Source organism: Pseudarthrobacter sp. CC4, assembly GCF_048957775.1.
Classification (GTDB): Bacteria; Actinomycetota; Actinomycetes; order Actinomycetales; family Micrococcaceae; genus Arthrobacter.
The window spans coordinates 108,464-124,265 of the sequence record NZ_JARCCZ010000013.1 but is presented as its reverse complement, the minus strand read 5'-3'; the positions used below and the strand labels follow the sequence as shown (position 1 = coordinate 124,265).

The 15,802-nt window shown below is 64.9% G+C and carries 15 protein-coding genes; 5 read left to right on the top strand and 10 right to left on the bottom strand.

The annotated features are described in order from the left end of the window. Window positions 1-40: 40 nt before the first annotated feature. Together dapD and PV768_RS10445 are read left to right on the top strand one after the other, a co-directional pair. The gene (dapD, locus tag PV768_RS10450; RefSeq protein ID WP_421092982.1) at window positions 41-1,063 is read left to right on the top strand and encodes a 2,3,4,5-tetrahydropyridine-2,6-dicarboxylate N-succinyltransferase; all 1,023 of its coding nucleotides are present in this window, start codon (window positions 41-43) and stop codon (window positions 1,061-1,063) included. 6 nt (window positions 1,064-1,069) lie between these two features. Then, window positions 1,070-1,927 (top strand): hypothetical protein, encoded by an 858-nt coding sequence (locus PV768_RS10445; RefSeq protein ID WP_421092981.1) that lies wholly within the window; start codon window positions 1,070-1,072, stop codon window positions 1,925-1,927. A 38-nt stretch (window positions 1,928-1,965) separates the two neighbouring features. On the opposite strand, the gene PV768_RS10440 is transcribed toward PV768_RS10445, so the two are convergent. Further along, window positions 1,966-2,577 (bottom strand): hypothetical protein, encoded by a 612-nt coding sequence (locus PV768_RS10440; protein WP_157241696.1) that lies wholly within the window; start codon window positions 2,575-2,577, stop codon window positions 1,966-1,968. A 101-nt stretch (window positions 2,578-2,678) separates the two neighbouring features. Then, window positions 2,679-3,281 carry a TetR/AcrR family transcriptional regulator gene (locus tag PV768_RS10435; RefSeq protein WP_421092980.1) on the bottom strand — a complete coding sequence of 201 codons (603 nt, stop codon included), beginning with the start codon at window positions 3,279-3,281 and terminating at the stop codon, window positions 2,679-2,681. Between the two features lie 134 nt (window positions 3,282-3,415). Between PV768_RS10435 and galE the strand changes: the two genes are divergently transcribed. After that, window positions 3,416-4,429 carry a UDP-glucose 4-epimerase GalE gene (gene galE, locus PV768_RS10430; RefSeq protein WP_157241695.1) on the top strand — a complete coding sequence of 338 codons (1,014 nt, stop codon included), beginning with the start codon at window positions 3,416-3,418 and terminating at the stop codon, window positions 4,427-4,429. A 162-nt stretch (window positions 4,430-4,591) separates the two neighbouring features. Here galE and PV768_RS10425 read toward each other — a convergent pair whose 3' ends face one another. The 3 genes from PV768_RS10425 to fdxA all read right to left on the bottom strand — a co-directional run bounded on the left by PV768_RS10425 (window position 4,592) and on the right by fdxA (window position 7,612). Then, window positions 4,592-5,878, bottom strand: a complete 1,287-nt coding sequence (locus PV768_RS10425; RefSeq protein WP_157241694.1) for a citrate synthase — start codon at window positions 5,876-5,878, stop codon at window positions 4,592-4,594. A 241-nt stretch (window positions 5,879-6,119) separates the two neighbouring features. Beyond that, on the bottom strand, window positions 6,120-7,271 hold the full coding sequence (gene dapC / locus PV768_RS10420) for a succinyldiaminopimelate transaminase (RefSeq protein WP_421092979.1): 1,152 nt from the start codon (window positions 7,269-7,271) through the stop codon (window positions 6,120-6,122). Window positions 7,272-7,285: 14 nt separating this feature from the next. Continuing rightward, complete coding sequence (gene fdxA / locus PV768_RS10415; protein WP_013601705.1) at window positions 7,286-7,612, bottom strand: ferredoxin; 327 nt, start codon at window positions 7,610-7,612, stop codon at window positions 7,286-7,288. A 136-nt stretch (window positions 7,613-7,748) separates the two neighbouring features. Between fdxA and PV768_RS10410 the strand changes: the two genes are divergently transcribed. After that, complete coding sequence (locus PV768_RS10410; RefSeq protein WP_323056624.1) at window positions 7,749-7,988, top strand: hypothetical protein; 240 nt, start codon at window positions 7,749-7,751, stop codon at window positions 7,986-7,988. 48 nt (window positions 7,989-8,036) lie between these two features. On the opposite strand, the gene PV768_RS10405 is transcribed toward PV768_RS10410, so the two are convergent. Both PV768_RS10405 and typA read right to left on the bottom strand, forming a co-directional pair. Beyond that, the gene (locus PV768_RS10405) at window positions 8,037-8,846 is read right to left on the bottom strand and encodes a hypothetical protein (protein WP_421092978.1); all 810 of its coding nucleotides are present in this window, start codon (window positions 8,844-8,846) and stop codon (window positions 8,037-8,039) included. A gap of 197 nt (window positions 8,847-9,043) precedes the next feature. Next, window positions 9,044-10,972 carry a translational GTPase TypA gene (typA, locus tag PV768_RS10400; protein WP_157241690.1) on the bottom strand — a complete coding sequence of 643 codons (1,929 nt, stop codon included), beginning with the start codon at window positions 10,970-10,972 and terminating at the stop codon, window positions 9,044-9,046. Between the two features lie 268 nt (window positions 10,973-11,240). On the opposite strand from typA, the gene PV768_RS10395 reads away from it, so the two are divergent. Beyond that, window positions 11,241-12,083 (top strand): SGNH/GDSL hydrolase family protein, encoded by an 843-nt coding sequence (locus PV768_RS10395; protein WP_421092977.1) that lies wholly within the window; start codon window positions 11,241-11,243, stop codon window positions 12,081-12,083. A gap of 67 nt (window positions 12,084-12,150) precedes the next feature. On the opposite strand, the gene PV768_RS10390 is transcribed toward PV768_RS10395, so the two are convergent. From PV768_RS10390 to PV768_RS10380, 3 genes are read right to left on the bottom strand one after another with little or no spacing between them, the layout of a single operon-like run. Continuing rightward, window positions 12,151-13,857, bottom strand: coding sequence for a dipeptide ABC transporter ATP-binding protein (locus PV768_RS10390; RefSeq protein ID WP_421092976.1), 1,707 nt, complete (start codon window positions 13,855-13,857; stop codon window positions 12,151-12,153). An 11-nt stretch (window positions 13,858-13,868) separates the two neighbouring features. After that, window positions 13,869-14,813: an ABC transporter permease gene (locus tag PV768_RS10385; protein WP_157241687.1), complete on the bottom strand. Its 945-nt coding sequence runs from the start codon at window positions 14,811-14,813 to the stop codon at window positions 13,869-13,871. Then, entirely contained in the window at window positions 14,803-15,732 is a 930-nt protein-coding gene (locus tag PV768_RS10380) for an ABC transporter permease (protein WP_321214001.1), read from the bottom strand. Before PV768_RS10380 ends, PV768_RS10385 begins: the two co-directional genes overlap by 11 nt. Window positions 15,733-15,802 lie beyond the last annotated feature (70 nt).

Sequence of the window (15,802 nt, the reverse complement as noted above, 5' to 3'; positions counted from 1 at the left end):
TAGTTCGGACCCTGTCGCTGCCCCTCGATAGACTGGGGCCATGACTGAGACTGCTTCTTCCGCCGTGCCCGAAACCTCGAACGCAACCACCGACGAACGCTCTGCCTACGGGTTCGGCGTGGCCACCATTTCCACCGGTGACGCCACCGTACTGGACGTGTGGTTTCCGGCACCGGCCCTCGGTGTTGCCGCCGAAAACCTGCGTTCCATTGAGAACGCGGATGAGTCCCTCACCCTGATCGCCAAGAACGGCGCCGATGAGGACCGCGGCACGGAACAGAAAGTGGTTTTTGTCCAGATCCACCTCGATGAGGCCCCGGCCGATACCGCCGATGCGTACCTGCGCCTGCATCTCCTCTCGCACCGCCTGGTCAAGCCCAACACCATCAACCTGGACGGCATCTTCGGCAACCTGCCCAACGTCGTGTGGACCAACTTCGGCCCCGCCCCGGTGGAGGGCTTCGAGCTCACCCGCGCGCGGCTGCGGCGCCGTGGCGCCGTCACTGTCTACGGCATTGACAAGTTCCCGCGGATGGTGGACTACGTGGTGCCCACCGGTGTAAGGATTGCCGACGCCGACCGCGTGCGCCTCGGTGCCCACCTGGCCGAAGGCACCACCGTGATGCACGAAGGTTTCGTCAACTTCAATGCCGGAACCCTGGGCACCTCCATGGTGGAAGGCCGCATCTCGGCCGGCGTAGTGACCGGCAACGGCAGTGACGTCGGCGGCGGAGCCTCCATCATGGGCACGCTGTCCGGCGGGGGCAAGGAAAAAATCACCATCGGCGAGCGGGTCCTGCTGGGCGCCAATTCAGGCGTCGGCATCAGCATCGGTGACGATTCGGTGGTTGAGGCCGGGCTGTATGTGACGGCGGGAACCCGCGTCCGCATCCCGGGACCAAAGGATGAGGTGGGTGAAGACACCACCAAGATCGTCAAGGCCGCGGAGCTGTCCGGCGTGCCCAACCTGCTGTTCCGCCGCAACTCCACCACGGGCGCGGTGGAGGTCCTCCCCCGCCAGGGCCAGACCGTGGAGCTGAACGACGCCCTGCACGCCAACTGATCCTTCATGGCACGAAGACGCAGCCTGCGCACCCTCGCGGTACTGGTGCTCACCCTGGCACTCGTAGCCGGCGGCATCTACTCGGCCGTGTTCTTCCTGCAGCGTTCCGAAACCCTCGTTTCGGAACGCTGCAGGGCCGTCATTGATGAACGGACATCCGAGCTGGCCCCGGACCAGGCCGTCTATGCCTCGCTGATCACTGCTGTTGCCGTGCAGCGCGGACTTCCGCCGCGGGCAGCAAGCATAGCGCTGGCCACCGCCATGCAGGAGTCCAAGCTGCGGAACATTGAGCACGGAGACCAGGCCGGCCCGGATTCGCGCGGGCTGTTCCAGCAGCGTCCTTCCCAAGGGTGGGGAACCGAGGCGGAGATCATGGATCCGTACTATGCGGCGAACGCCTTCTACGACGCCCTGGTGAAAATCCCCGGGTATGAGTCACTGGAGATTACCGAGGCAGCCCAGCGTGTTCAGCGCTCCGCCTACCCCGCCGCCTACGCGCAGCACGAGGAAATGGGACGGACTTTTGCCTCCGGCCTGAGCGGCCAGACGCCCGAGGCCGTCCAATGCACCCTTCGGGCGGCCGGCACCGGCGGCGACGCCGCAACAGTGTCCGCCGAGCTGGACCAGGCGTACGGCCCGCTGGAAACAACTGTCGACGGTGCCACCCTGGTGGTCGAGGCCGCGGGAAGCCAGGCGTGGTCCGTGGCCCAATGGGCGGTTGCCAACGCCAAAGGCTTTGAGGTCACCCGGGTCGAGGTGGCAGGCAGAAGCTGGAACCGTGCATCGCGGGACGGCTGGCAGGAATCTGCGGGTCCGGAGGGCGGGGTCCGGATCACGGTGGCGGCGGGAGACGCCAGCAGCTGAGGACCGGCGGGCTGCGGCCAAGTGGAGGAGGAAGGTTCCTAGACCAGGATCTCCACCACTGGCTGGACGTAGCTGCGGAATAGCTCCGGCTCGCCCATCAGCTTGTTGCTCATGATGATTTTGTCCGGCTCCATGTACCAGGCCCGCTGTTCGTTCAACGGCAGCTCGATGATGGTCAGCTTGAAGTCACGGGAATCACGGCCCACCTCCATCAGCCTGTCATCCACCATGTCCTCAAGAATCTGGTCAGCTCCAGTGGCAGCACGCTCCGCCTCAATCTCGGCGTACTCACTCCTGCGCTCCCGCGCCCAGGTAAGGGCAGCACCGAAATGAGCCTGCAGCACCCGCTGCAGCGCGGGCGAATTGCCGAAGGCCTCGAAGTTCGGCGGTGACAGTTCAGGGGACGTCTGGGGGTGGGCTTTGAGCAGCTGTTCCCACCAGGCTTCCCACTCCGTCTTCAGGGCACTCAAACCACCAACGTCGGCGGTCAGGTGCGAATGGTCGGCGCGGCGGACCTTGGGCGCTGCATGCGACAACGATGGCTGACCTGCCCCGTCAAGCCCTGCAGTATCCCGGACGTACAGGGCTATCATCATGGGCCCTGACGTGTCCGTGGTGATTTGCCACCTGGTGCCGCTTGTCTGATGCATCCGACGTCCTTCCGTGGCGTGCCCGCACCGGGGTTGGGTGACCGGGCAGCGCCCCCTGCTAATCAGTGTATTCCCCTCAATGCCCACGTTAGTGGCTGGCATCACATCCCGTCGAGGTGCCGTTCCAGGACGTCAACGCACATTTCGCGGGTCATCCATCCGGGTTGCAGCAGCGCATGCATGCACAGCCCGTCGAGCGTCGCCAGGAGGCGCTCCGCCTCCAGCACGAGGCTGTCCTGCGGCTCGTCCTGCGGCATTAAGGCACTAACCACCCGCCCCGCGATGACAGCCACCTCGCGGTGGCTCCGGTCTGCCTCAGTGGCAAGGAACGGCCTGACCCGTGCAGCATTCTTGAACGCCATCCAGGCGCACGCCTCCAGCGCCCGCTGCTCATCCAGGGGCAGGATTCCGCACAGCAGGGTTAACACTGCCTCGCGGTGCTCTGGGGAACCGGGCACTGCATCGTGTACCGCAGGCAGGGATGCTCCAAGGCGGCCCACGATGCGGTCCACTACCACTGCGAAGGAGAAGGAGAGCAGTTCCTCGCTCCCGGAGAAGTAGTGCCGGACGGAACCGACAGCCAGCCCGGCCTCATCGGCCACTTCCCGCAGCGAGGCCCGCTCCAGCCCGTCACCTGCGATGATCCGGAGAACGGCTTCGACCACGTCCTGGCGCCGGGCTTCGGCATCTACGATTTTGGGCACTACTTCTATTTAGCACGGATGTGTTCTTCCGCGGGGCGCGGCATGCCGTGCGGCCGCACTTCGGGCACTGTCCTTCTTGCCCGGCATCCGGGACGCAGCGGCGGCGGCACGTGTTGTTGGGATAGCGTTGAGGCATGAAAATTCTGGTCACCGGAGGCACCGGCTACATTGGTTCCCACACTGTTTTGTCCCTGCAGGAAGCCGGCCATGACGTCGTGGTCATCGACAACCTGGTCAACTCCAGTGAAGAGTCCCTCCGGCGGGTAGCCGAACTCAGCGGGAAGACTGCTGAGTTCCATAATGTCGACCTCGTGGACGAGGCCGCCGTCGAAAAGGTCTTCGCCGCCGGCGCCATTGACGCCGTGATCCACTTTGCAGGGCTGAAAGCCGTGGGCGAGTCCGTCCGTGAGCCGCTCAAGTACTACTACAACAACCTGGTAGGGACCCTGAACCTCATCCGGGTGATGGACCGCCACGATGTCCGGTCCATCGTCTTCAGCTCCTCTGCCACGGTCTACGGCGAGCACAACCCCATCCCCTATGTCGAAAAGATGGAGATCGGGGCCAACAACCCTTACGGCCGCACCAAGGAGCAGATCGAGGACATCCTCTCGGACCTCGGGTCAGCCGACACCCGCTGGCACATTGCCCTGCTGCGCTACTTCAACCCGGTGGGCGCCCACCCCTCCGGCCGGATCGGCGAGGACCCCCAAGGGATCCCCAACAACCTGGTTCCGTTCATCGCCCAGGTGGCCGTGGGCCGCCGCGAAAAGCTCATGGTGTTCGGCGGCGACTATGACACCCCCGACGGCACATGCCTGCGCGACTACATCCACGTCGTCGACCTTGCCGAAGGCCACGTGGCCGCACTGAACCACGTGGCGGACCGCGCCGGCGTGTTCCGCTGGAACCTGGGCTCCGGCAAGGGCTCCTCCGTCCTGGAAGTCCTCCGCTCGTTCGAAAAGGCTGTGGGCAGGCCCATCCCCTATGAGATCACCGGCCGCCGCGCCGGCGACCTCCCGGCATTCTGGGCCGACGCAACCTCCGCCCTGGCCGACCTCAGCTGGTCCACCACCAAGACAGTGGACCAGATGTGCGAGGACCACTGGCGCTGGCAGAAAAACAACCCCCAGGGCTACGCCTCCTGACCTGCCCACCGAGTGCTCCGCAGTTGTCGTTTTGGGACGCCTAAACGACAACTGCGGAGCACTCGATGGGATTAACGACGTCGGCCGCCCACCTCAGGAAGGTGGGCGGCCGTCGTCGTACTGGAGCCGGTGGGCAGGCCCGCACCGGCGAGTGAGTGGGGACTAGCGGACCGGGTAGTCGCGCTCGGGCTCACCGATGTAGAGCTGGCGGGGGCGGCCGATCTTGGTGTTGGGGTCGCTGATCATTTCGCGCCACTGGGCAATCCAGCCCGGAAGGCGGCCGATGGCGAACAGGACCGTGAACATCTTCTCCGGGAACCCCATGGCCTTGTAGATCAGGCCGGTGTAGAAGTCCACGTTCGGGTAGAGCTTGCGCTGGATGAAGTAGTCATCGTTCAGCGCCTTCTCTTCCAGGCGGAGGGCGATGTCCAGCAGTTCGTCGTTGCCGCCGAGCTTGGTGAGGATCTCGTGTGCCGTGGCCTTGACGATCTTGGCGCGCGGATCGTAGTTCTTGTAGACGCGGTGCCCGAAGCCCATGAGGCGGACGCCGTCTTCCTTGTTCTTGACCTTCTCCATGTAGTCCTCGGGCTTGGTGCCGTCGGCCTGGATCTGGCGAAGCATCTTGAGCACGGCCTCGTTGGCGCCGCCGTGGGCGGGGCCAAAGAGCGCGTTGATGCCTGCGGACACTGAGGCGAAGAGGTTGGCGTTGGAGGAACCCACCAGCCGCACCGTGGAGGTGGAGCAGTTCTGCTCGTGGTCCGCGTGCAGGATGAGCAGCAGGTCCAGTGCCTTCGCGACGACCGGGTCCACCTCGTACTGCTCCGCCGGAAGCCCGAAGCTGAGGCGCAGGAAGTTCTCCACAAGGTTGTGGGAGTTGTCCGGGTACAGCATGGGCTGGCCGATGGACTTCTTGTGCGCGTACGCCGCGATGACCGGGAGCTTGGCCATGAGGCGGATTGTGGAAACTTCCACCTGTTCTGCATTGAACGGGTCCAGCGAGTCCTGGTAGAACGTGGACAGCGCGGATACGGCCGAGGACAGGACTGGCATGGGGTGCGCGTCGCGGGGGAAGCCGCCGAAGAAGCCCTTGAGCTCCTCATGCAGCAGGGTGTGCCGCCGGATCTTCTGGTCGAACGTGTCCAGTTCCGTGGGCGTGGGCAGGTTGCCGTAGATCAGCAGGTAGGACACTTCGAGGAAGCTGGAGTGCTGCGCCAGCTGCTCGATGGGGTATCCGCGGTACCGCAGGATGCCCGCATCGCCATCGATGTAGGTGATGGCCGAGGTGGTGGCTGCGGTGTTCATGAAGCCGGGGTCGAAGGTGACTGCGCCCGTCTGCTTCAGCAGCTTGGAAACGTCGTAGCCTTCGTTCCCTTCAATAACCTGGATGCGCGGGAGCTTAAGCTCGCCTCCTGCGTGGAGCAGGGTCGCTGCGTTGTTGGTCTCAGTCATGGAGTCCCCTTCATGAGGCTTCTGGGCCTCTGTCGAAAGCTTGATCCAACATCAGGTGAGCCGCGCACTGACCCTGAGAACACAGGTTCCAACACCCGGGCTGCCTTCTTGTAGAGGGCCACCATTGATAGTCACTTAAAAAGTACCCGCTCCTTGGCGGGTGTCACTAATCCAAGACGTGGCTGAAGCCCCTAAAATAGGGCTCTTGTGGCGCGAGTCACACCATTGTTACGGTGCTGTTTTATTGCCGCGCCGCTGCCAGCCGTGACACTGCGGCGTCGATGCGCTCGTCCGAACCCGTCAAAGCCACGCGGATGAAGCCGTTGCCCGCCTCGCCGTAGAAAACCCCGGGGCCCACAACGATGCCGCGCTCAGCCAGCCGTGCCACCGTGTCCCACGTGCTCTCCCCCGCAGTGGACCAAAGGTACAGTCCGGCGTCGGAATCCTTGATCTCCAGGCCGAAGTCCAGCAGGGCCGGGACCAGCCGATCGCGGCGTCCGCGGTACAGGTCCTTCTGCGCCTCAACGTGGGCGTCGTCGCCAAGCGCCACGCGCATGGCCTCCTGGACCGGGTACGGGACAATCATGCCTGCGTGCTTGCGGCTGTTGACCAGGTTGGGCATCAAGTCAGGATCTCCGGCCACAAACGCTGCACGGTAACCTGCCACGTTGGACTGCTTGCTGAGGGAGTAGACGGCCAGGAGCCCCCGATGGGAGCCTCCCGCGACCCGGGGGTCCAGGATACTGGGAACGGCCTGGCCGCCGCGCTGGACGTCCCAATCGCCCCATCCCAGCTCCGCGTAGCATTCGTCCGAGGCCACCACGGCGCCCAGCCCACGGGCCTGTTCCACGAGCGCTTTCAGGGATTCGACGCCCCGGACGCTGCCTGTGGGGTTGCCGGGCGAGTTGACCCAGATGAGCCGTACCCGCGCCCGCGTCTCGTCGTCGAGTTCATCCAGGTTGTCGGTCGCCACCGACACGGCACCGGCGAGGGTGGCCCCGATGTCATAGGTAGGGTATGCCACCTTCGGGCGCACGACGACGTCTCCGGGCTTAAGCCCCAGCAGGAGCGGCAGCCATGCCACGAGTTCCTTGGAGCCTACGGTGGGCATGATGTTGCGGGGATCGAGGCCGGTAACGCCGCGGCGCCGCTCAAACCACCCGGCAATCGCTTCACGGAGGGCCGGGGTGCCGTGGACGGTGGGGTACCCCGGGGCGTCGGCGGCCGCCTTCAGCGCGTCCTGGATCAGGGCGGGGGTGGGGTCAACCGGGGTGCCAATGGACAGATTGACCGCCCCGTCCGGGTGCTGCCCGGCCTTGGCGACATACGGCGCCATGGCCTCCCACGGGTAGTCAGGCAGGTCCAGGCCAAAGGTTCTTGCTGCTGCGGTCACGGTCCCTGCCCGGGTCAGTGGTCTTGGTTCTGCGGCGGCAGCGCGGCGATCATCGGGTGGTCCTTGCCCGTGTTGCCGATTTTCGCGGCACCTCCGGGGGAACCGAGGTCATCAAAGAACTCGACGTTGGCCTTGTAGTAGTCCGCCCATTCCTCCGGGGTGTCATCCTCGTAGTAAATGGCTTCAACCGGGCAGACCGGTTCACAGGCGCCGCAGTCCACGCACTCGTCCGGATGGATGTACAGCGAACGCTCACCTTCGTAGATGCAGTCGACGGGGCATTCCTCAATACATGCCTTGTCCTTGACATCTACACACGGCTGCGCGATTACGTACGTCACGTCCCTGGCCTCTCCACGTTGGTTCCGGCAACCCGCCGGTTCTTGCATCCGGCAACTGCGGCCGGACTCTTGACATCTGAGCCTATTATCTCCCAGCCCGTTCCCGCGAACCTAGCCGGGCACCTAGTATGAACTGGTGAGTCAGCCTATACCCGCTCCTTCCGGGTTCCTCTCCACCGCAACGCCTGGAACGAGGGTTGTGGTGCGCTACCGCATCGAGGACGGGCTCACGGATGCCCTCGGGCACCTCCTGGCCTGCGACGCCGGTGCGTGCACCATCCGCACCCGGCTGGCCGACGTCGTCATTCCCTTGGACCTGGTGGTGGCTGCCAAAGAAGTGCCACCGGCGCCGGAGCGGCGCCGGCCGCGCGCCTAGGGCGGCCCACGCTGCGCAGGGACAGTCCCTGCGCAGCGAACCCGGGCTTCACTGCGCAGGGCGGTACGTCGCGAGTGCCTGATGCACCATGTGCACGAACTTCTTGGGTTCGGCGAGCAGCATCTCGAACGTCACGCGAAGGGTGGGAACGCCCCGGACAACGGTAACGTTCCAGCGCCGCCTGTCCTCCCGGTACGCTGCGCGGCTGCTGTGGTGGGTGTAGCCATCCGTCTCGATGCCCAGCAGTCCGTCCACAAGAAGATCCAGGTGGCCCATCCCCGGAATATTGACCTGAAGTTCGACTGTTAGCCCCGCTTCTTCCATCAGGTACCGGGCCATCGTTTCAATGATGGAACCCGATTGCGGCCGGATTCTGCCCACAAGTGCAAGAACGCTCTTCTCCCGCGCCGCTGGAAAGCGTTCCCTCAACGCCGGAAGTTGAACCACCCCCTTCTTCACCGCAGATTCCGCGATGGTCAGCGCCTCAAGCGGCGGCAGGCAGCGGAGGGATTGGCACACAAAATCCAAGGGCGTCAACGGAAGGCTGCTTCGATGGACCACGCAGCCCGGAACTGGCCTCCCGTGCCGGGCGGCCAGATGCGGTTTCTCCGGTTCCCTGACTACCCACAGCCCCGCTGCCAAGGCGGCCGTGACACAACCCGGAACCGCGTAATGGCGGCCGGCATGGATGAGCACGGGTTCTGCCTGCGGCAGCGCGTACATTCCCCTGGCAACCCTCTGGACGGAGGCGTCAAGCACACCGGCTTCAATGAGGCGGCGGGGAACTCCGGCTTGCCTGAGTGAGCTTGCGCTGGCGACTCCCCCCAATGCCGCCAATGCATCAATGACAGTTCGCATGGGTGCATGCTGCCCGGTCCGAGGAGTCCGACCCAGGGCCCGTGCCGGCCATGTGGAAAACCTCCGGGTGCGGTGAAGGCGCCGGTCAGTGTACGGGGACTGCCCCTGCGCGCCGAACCCGGATATGACTGCGCAGGGGGAACGCAGAATGCCACCGGCACGGGGCCGGTGGCATTCTGTGGAAGAAACTAGAGTTGCTAGACCTTGGCGCGGGCGCGGTTGGCCTTGGCACGCTCGTTGGTGTCCAGGATGACCTTGCGGATCCGGATGGCTTCCGGGGTGACCTCGACGCACTCGTCCTCGCGGGCGAATTCCAGGGACTCTTCGAGGGTAAGGTCGCGCGGCGGCGTCAGGTTCTCGAAGGTGTCGGAGGAGGCTGCACGCATGTTGGTGAGCTTCTTTTCCTTGGTGATGTTGACGTCCATGTCGTCGGCGCGGGAGTTCTCGCCCACGATCATGCCCTCGTAGACCTCGGACGTGGGCTTCACGAAGAAGGAGCCGCGTTCCTGCAGGTTGATCATGGCGAACGGAGTCACGACGCCGGCGCGGTCAGCGATCATCGAACCGTTGGTGCGGTACTCGATGGGGCCGGCCCACGGCTCGTAGCCCTCGGAAATGGAGGCTGCGATGCCGGCGCCGCGGGTGTCCGTGAGGAACTTGGTGCGGAAACCGATCAGGCCACGGGCCGGAACGATGAACTCCATCCGGCACCAGCCGGTGCCGTGGTTGGCCATGTTGGTCATGCGGCCCTTGCGGGCTGCCATGAGCTGCGTGACGGCGCCGAGGTACTCTTCCGGCACGTCGATGGTCATGTGCTCCATCGGCTCGTGGACCTTGCCGTCGATGGTCTTGGTGACCACCTGCGGCTTGCCTACGGTCAGCTCGAAGCCTTCGCGGCGCATCTGCTCAACCAGGATTGCAAGGGCGAGCTCGCCACGGCCCTGGACTTCCCAGGCGTCGGGACGCTCGGTGGGCAGAACCTTGATGGAGACGTTACCGATCAGTTCCTTGTCCAGGCGGTCCTTCACCTGGCGGGCCGTGACCTTGGCGCCCTTGACCTTGCCGGCCAGCGGCGAGGTGTTGATACCGATGGTCATGGAGATGGCGGGATCGTCCACGGTGATCAGCGGCAGCGGCTGCGGGTTCTCGGCATCGGTCAGCGTCTCACCGATGGTGATTTCCTCGATGCCGGCGACGGCGACGATCTCGCCCGGTCCGGCGGATTCTGCCGGCACGCGGTCCAGCGCCTTGGTGGCCAGGAGCTCGGTGATCTTGACGTTCTTGAGTTCACCGTTGGCGCGGGCCCAGGCAACTGTCTGGCCCTTGCGCAGGGTGCCGTTGTAGATGCGCAGCAGCGCCAGGCGGCCCAGGAACGGGGACGCGTCCAGGTTGGTGACGTGCGCCTGCAGGACACCGTCGGGGTTGTAGGTGGGAGCCGGGATGTGCTCGATGATGGTCTTAAACAGCGGCTCAAGGTCCTCGTTGTCCGGGGCTGCACCGTTGGCGGGCTGCTCCAGCGACGCGCGGCCAACCTTGGCGGCAGCGTAGACAACCGGAACTTCCAGGACCTTGTCCAGGTCCAGGTCCGGCACTTCATCGGCAAGGTCGGAGGCCAGGCCCAGGAGCAGGTCCATGGACTCGTGGACCACTTCGTCGATGCGGGCATCGGGACGGTCGGTCTTGTTGACCAGCAGGATCACGGGAAGGTGTGCGGCGAGGGCCTTGCGCAGCACGAAGCGGGTCTGGGGCAGCGGGCCCTCAGAGGCATCAACGAGGAGGACGACGCCGTCAACCATGGACAGGCCGCGTTCCACCTCGCCGCCGAAGTCGGCGTGGCCCGGGGTGTCGATGACGTTGATGGTGATGGTTTCGCCGTGGGAGGACGGACCGTTGTAGGCCACCGTGGTGTTCTTGGCCAGGATGGTGATGCCCTTTTCGCGCTCCAGGTCACCGGAGTCCATGACGCGGTCTTCGAGGTGGTTGTGCTCGGCAAAGGAGTTGGTCTGCTTGAGCATGGCGTCGACCAGGGTGGTCTTGCCGTGGTCAACGTGGGCCACAATCGCGACGTTGCGCAGGTCACTGCGCGATGCAGTGGCTACCGCAATGTTGGTGGTGGTTTCAGACATGCGTTATTGCTCGATTCAGTGGGTCAGCTGTAATGTATCGCGACATTTCCAACTGGAACGCACGACGGATCAGGCCCTTAGCACAGGGCACCTTCCCCAAGTCTAGCCGGTGTGCCTTTTATTGGCCTAAATTTTTCCGCCGACCGCGGATCCGGTGGCCGGCCAACCGCCGCGCCACGATGCTTATTTGTGGGCAAAATCACTGGCGGATCCGGCGGCGATGCCACATGATTGCTCTGACATACAGCGCAAGCGGGAAAGACACCAGATGCGAAATGCCTTGGCCGCTGCGGCCCGGTACCGCCGCCGTACCGCGGCGGCCGCCGTTGCGGTTATCGCCGTGGCAGGCGCCCTTGTCCTCTCCGGCTGCGCCTTGCCCGCCCAGTCCGGCGAGGGTCCGGCCCTGGTGGACGCGGCGCCTGCCGTTTCGCGTGTCCTCAATCCCGGCAACGGCCGGCTTGAGGCGGTGGTCCCGGAGATCGGCAGGACCGTCCTCCTGATCGGCGATTCGCAATCGGAGCCGGCCGACGGCTGGCCGCGGCTGGGCCTGGCCGCTGCGGGATACCGGGTGTACTTCTGCGGCAGGGGCGGCACCGGTTTTGTCACGTCGAAGGGTGCCACGGGCAACTACATCGATGCGCTCCTGCGCGGCGACTGGCTGCTCCCGGCCGGCACGCCCGCGCTGATCGTGGTGCAGGGCGGCGGCAACGATGCCACCAGCGGAGCCAGTGACAGCGACATCGTTGCCAACGCTGAGCGGCTGATCGGGGAGCTCCAAAGGCGGTACCCGGGCACGCGCCTGGCGATGATCGGGACTCTGGCCCGCGGCGAAGGCCATGGCGGAGGCCGGCGAAGCGAGGTGGACGCCCTGCTGGGATCCGTGGCGGCGGACCACGGCCTGCCCTTTGTAGCCGTGGGTGACTGGCTGACCAAATACGGCCTGGTCCAGGATCTCGCGGACTCCGTGCACATGAACCCGGGGGGCCGCCGGGCGCTGGGTACGCTCCTTGAGCGCCGCCTCCGCGAACTGGGCCTGGAGCGAACGCCGACGGCGGACGTTGCCCCGCTCCTGGATGCCCGCACCGGAGGCGCAGGCGCGGGCCAGGACTGAAAACAGCAACGGCCGGCGCCGGAGTCCAATACCCCGGCGCCGGCCGTCGCGCGTTGGTGCCGCGTCGCTAGGCCACTTCCGGCGGCAACATCAGCTTGGCACCGGGAATGGCATTGAGCAGGGCCTTGGTGTACTCCTGCTGCGGCGATTCGAAGACGTCGTCCGTGGATCCGGTCTCCACCAGCCGCCCCTTTTCCATGACACAGACGTGGTCCGCGATCTGGCGCACCACCGCAAGGTCGTGCGTGATGAAGAGGTACGTCAGTCCGAGTTTGGATTGCAGGTCCGCCAGCAGGTTCAGCACCTGCGCCTGGACCAGGACGTCGAGGGCGGACACCGCTTCGTCACAGATGATCACTTCCGGATCCAGCGCCAGTGCACGGGCGATGGCCACGCGCTGCCGCTGGCCGCCGGACAGCTCGTTGGGGTAGCGCTGCATGGCCGACTGCGGAAGGGCCACCTGGTCCAGGAGTTCCCGGACCTTTTTCTCACGGCTGGCTTTGTCGCCGATCTTGTGGACGCGCAACGGTTCTTCAATAGTGCGGAAGATGTTGTACATGGGGTCCAGGGAACCGTATGGATCCTGGAAGATGGGCTGGACCCGGCGGCGGAACTTGAAGAGTTCCGCCGGCTTCAGACCTGACGTGTCCACGCCATCGAACAGAATCCTGCCCTCGGTCGGCTTCTCCAGCTGGAGCACCATCTTGGCCACTGTGGACTTGCCGGAACCCGACTCCCCCACGATCGCCGTCGTGGTTCCGCGTTTGACGTCGAAGCTCACACCGTCAACGGCGGCGAAGTCCGAAGCTCTCCCGAAACCCTGCCGGAGCTTGTAGACCTTGCGCAGGTCCTGGATCTGCAGGACGTTGTCTGCCGTTGCCGCCTCTGCGGCCGGGGCCAGGAGATCGGCCGTTTCCACGCCCTGTTCCTTGGCAGCCTGGATCCGCCGGCTGGCGAGGGAAGGTGCGGATTCGACAAGCCTCTTGGTGTAAGGGTGCCGGGGGTTTCGCAGCAGTTCCAGGGAGGGCCCTGCTTCCACGACCTGTCCCTGGTACATCACCACGACCTTGTCCGCCCGTTCCGCAGCCAGGCCCAGGTCGTGCGTGATCAGCAGTACCGACGTGCCCAGTTCCGTGGTCATGGTGTCCAGATGGTCGAGGATCTGCCGCTGCACGGTCACGTCCAGCGCCGAAGTCGGCTCGTCGGCAATGAGCAGCCGCGGCTGGCAGGAGAGGCCGATGGCAATGAGGGCGCGCTGCCGCATACCGCCGGAGAACTCATGCGGATACTGGTTGGCACGCCTGTGCGCATCCGGGAGGCCGGCTTCGGCAAGTACCTTGGCAATGTCCTCCGGCCCGCTCGGCCTGCCGTTGGCGCGCAGGGTCTCCTTGACCTGGTAGCCGATCTTCCAGACGGGGTTGAGGTTGGACATGGGATCCTGCGGCACCATGCCGATGGTGTTGCCGCGCAGTTCGATCATCCGCTGCTCGGTGGCGTGGGCAATGTCCTCACCGTCCAGCAGGATCTGGCCACCGGAAACACGGCCGTTGTTGGGCAGCAGCCCGATGGCCGCCAGCGCCGTCGTGGATTTGCCGGAACCCGACTCCCCCACGATGGCGACGGTCTCACCCGGCATGATGCTCAGGTGCGCATTCCGGACCGCCTGGATGTCCCCGCCGCTGGTCTTGAACGTAATGGCCAGGTCGCGGATTTCCAGCAGCGGCTGGACGCCGGTGGCGCCGGCCTCGTCGATGCGGATTTGTGGAGTGGTCATCTCGTTATCTCTCATCGCTGACGGCTCTTGGGATCGAGGGCGTCACGTACAGCATCGCCCAGCATGATGAAGCTCAGGACCGTGATGGACAGGGCCGCGGCCGGATACAGCATGATTTCCGGCCTGGTTCGAATGGACGCCTGGGCGCCGGCGATGTCATTGCCCCAGGACATGATGCTTTGCGGCAGGCCGATACCCAGGAAGGACAGCGTGGCTTCGGCCACGATGAACACGCCGAGTTCCAGCGTGGCAAGGACGATGATCGGCGCGAGGGCGTTCGGCAGTACGTGCCGCACAAGGGCCCCGAATTTGGAGACGCCCAGGGCACGCGCCGCAGTGACGAAGTCAGCGTTGCGTACCTCAATGACGGCACCGCGGGTGATGCGTGCCATCTGCGGCCACGCCAGCAGCGAGATGACAAAGACCACCGTCCAGACGCCCCTGTTCTCGCGGAACATGGGAAGCTGGGTGATGACCAGCGCGCCAAGGATCAGCGGCAGGGCGAAGAAGATGTCACCCAGGCGAGCGAGCACGGCGTCAATCCAGCCGCCGTAGTAACCGGCCAGGGCACCGATGGTGACACCGATGACCAGGACGCACAGCACGGAGAGAAGGCCCACTGACAGCGAGGCCTGGGTCCCGTGGATGACGCGGGAGTACACGTCGCAGCCCTGGAAAGTGAAACCAAAGGGGTGGCCGGCCATGGGTCCGCCCTCGGAATTGGCCAGTTCGCAGCCCTCGTTGGGAGCCACGGAGGTAAAGAGTCCGGGGAACAGCGCTATCACGGTCAGCATCACGATCAGCAGCGCGGAAATGATGAACAGCGGACGACGGCGGAGCTTGCGCCAGGCGTCGGACCACAGGCTGAGCGGGGCCTGGTCAGTCTTTACGGCATCCGTTGCCAGCAACGGGGTTTCGTCGATGGGCGCCACAAAGTGGCTGTTATTACTGGTCATAGCGGATCCTCGGGTCAAGCCAGGCGTAAAGGAGATCGACAAGCAGGTTGGCCACTACGAAGACCAGCACCAGCACGCTGACGATGGAAACGATGGTGGGACCCTCGCTGCGGAGGACCGCCTGGTAGAGCTTGTTGCCGACGCCGGGCACGTTGAAGATACCCTCCGTCACGATCGCGCCACCCATGAGGCCGCCGAGGTTGGCACCGAGGTAGGTCACCACGGGAATCAGGGAGTTGCGCAGGATATGGGCCAGGACCACGCGGGGCCGCGACAGGCCCTTGGCAGTGGCAGTGCGCACGTAGTCGGCATTCATGTTTTCGCTGACCGAGGCGCGGGTGAGGCGGAGGACATAAGCGAAGGACACCAGGCCCAGGACAATGGCGGGCAGCAGCAGGCTCCCCCAGTCGGCGTTGGCGCCGACGGTGGGTTTCGCCCATCCGAGCTTGACGCCGAAGACGAGCTGGAAGACGAAGCCCAGGACGAATGTGGGCACGGCGATGACCACGAGCGACGCCACCAGGACGGTGGAGTCGAACCAGCCGCCGCGGCGCAGGCCTGCGAAAACACCGAATGCCACACCGAAGATCGCCTGGATGGCCAAGGCCTCAACGGCCAGCATCGCGGTGACCGGGAAGACGCGGGCCAGGCTTGCCGCAATGGGCTGGCCGGTGAAGTCGTTGCCAAGGTTGAACGTAAAGAGGTTCTTGAGGAACAGGCCGTACTGGACCCAGAACGGCTCATCAAGATGGTACTGGCTGCGCAGCGTGTCGATGACGGCCTGCGGAGGCTGACGGTCCCCGAAAAGCGCAGCGATAGGGTCACCCGGGAGGGCGAACACCATGTAATAGACCAAAAGGGTGGTGCCGATGAAGACGGGGATCACTTGAAGGAGTCGGCGCAGAATAAAGCGGACCACCGGATCACCAGCCTTCCGGTTGGGAAGAAAACAGGTTCATTGGTGCCTTCCTGCCGTGCAAGCCAATGGG

What these genes read in the sequence shown, in the direction of transcription:
- PV768_RS10395 (WP_421092977.1), top strand. Translation starts at nt 11,241, where the DNA reads ATGCGAAATGCCTTGGCCGCTGCGGCCCGGTACCGCCGCCGTACCGCG.
- PV768_RS10385 (WP_157241687.1), bottom strand. Translation starts at nt 14,813, where the DNA reads ATGACCAGTAATAACAGCCACTTTGTGGCGCCCATCGACGAAACCCCG.
- PV768_RS10425 (WP_157241694.1), bottom strand. Translation starts at nt 5,878, where the DNA reads ATGACTGAGACCAACAACGCAGCGACCCTGCTCCACGCAGGAGGCGAG.
- PV768_RS10440 (WP_157241696.1), bottom strand. Translation starts at nt 2,577, where the DNA reads ATGCATCAGACAAGCGGCACCAGGTGGCAAATCACCACGGACACGTCA.
- galE (WP_157241695.1), top strand. Translation starts at nt 3,416, where the DNA reads ATGAAAATTCTGGTCACCGGAGGCACCGGCTACATTGGTTCCCACACT.
- PV768_RS10390 (WP_421092976.1), bottom strand. Translation starts at nt 13,857, where the DNA reads ATGACCACTCCACAAATCCGCATCGACGAGGCCGGCGCCACCGGCGTC.
- PV768_RS10405 (WP_421092978.1), bottom strand. Translation starts at nt 8,846, where the DNA reads ATGCGAACTGTCATTGATGCATTGGCGGCATTGGGGGGAGTCGCCAGC.
- dapD (WP_421092982.1), top strand. Translation starts at nt 41, where the DNA reads ATGACTGAGACTGCTTCTTCCGCCGTGCCCGAAACCTCGAACGCAACC.
- PV768_RS10445 (WP_421092981.1), top strand. Translation starts at nt 1,070, where the DNA reads ATGGCACGAAGACGCAGCCTGCGCACCCTCGCGGTACTGGTGCTCACC.
- typA (WP_157241690.1), bottom strand. Translation starts at nt 10,972, where the DNA reads ATGTCTGAAACCACCACCAACATTGCGGTAGCCACTGCATCGCGCAGT.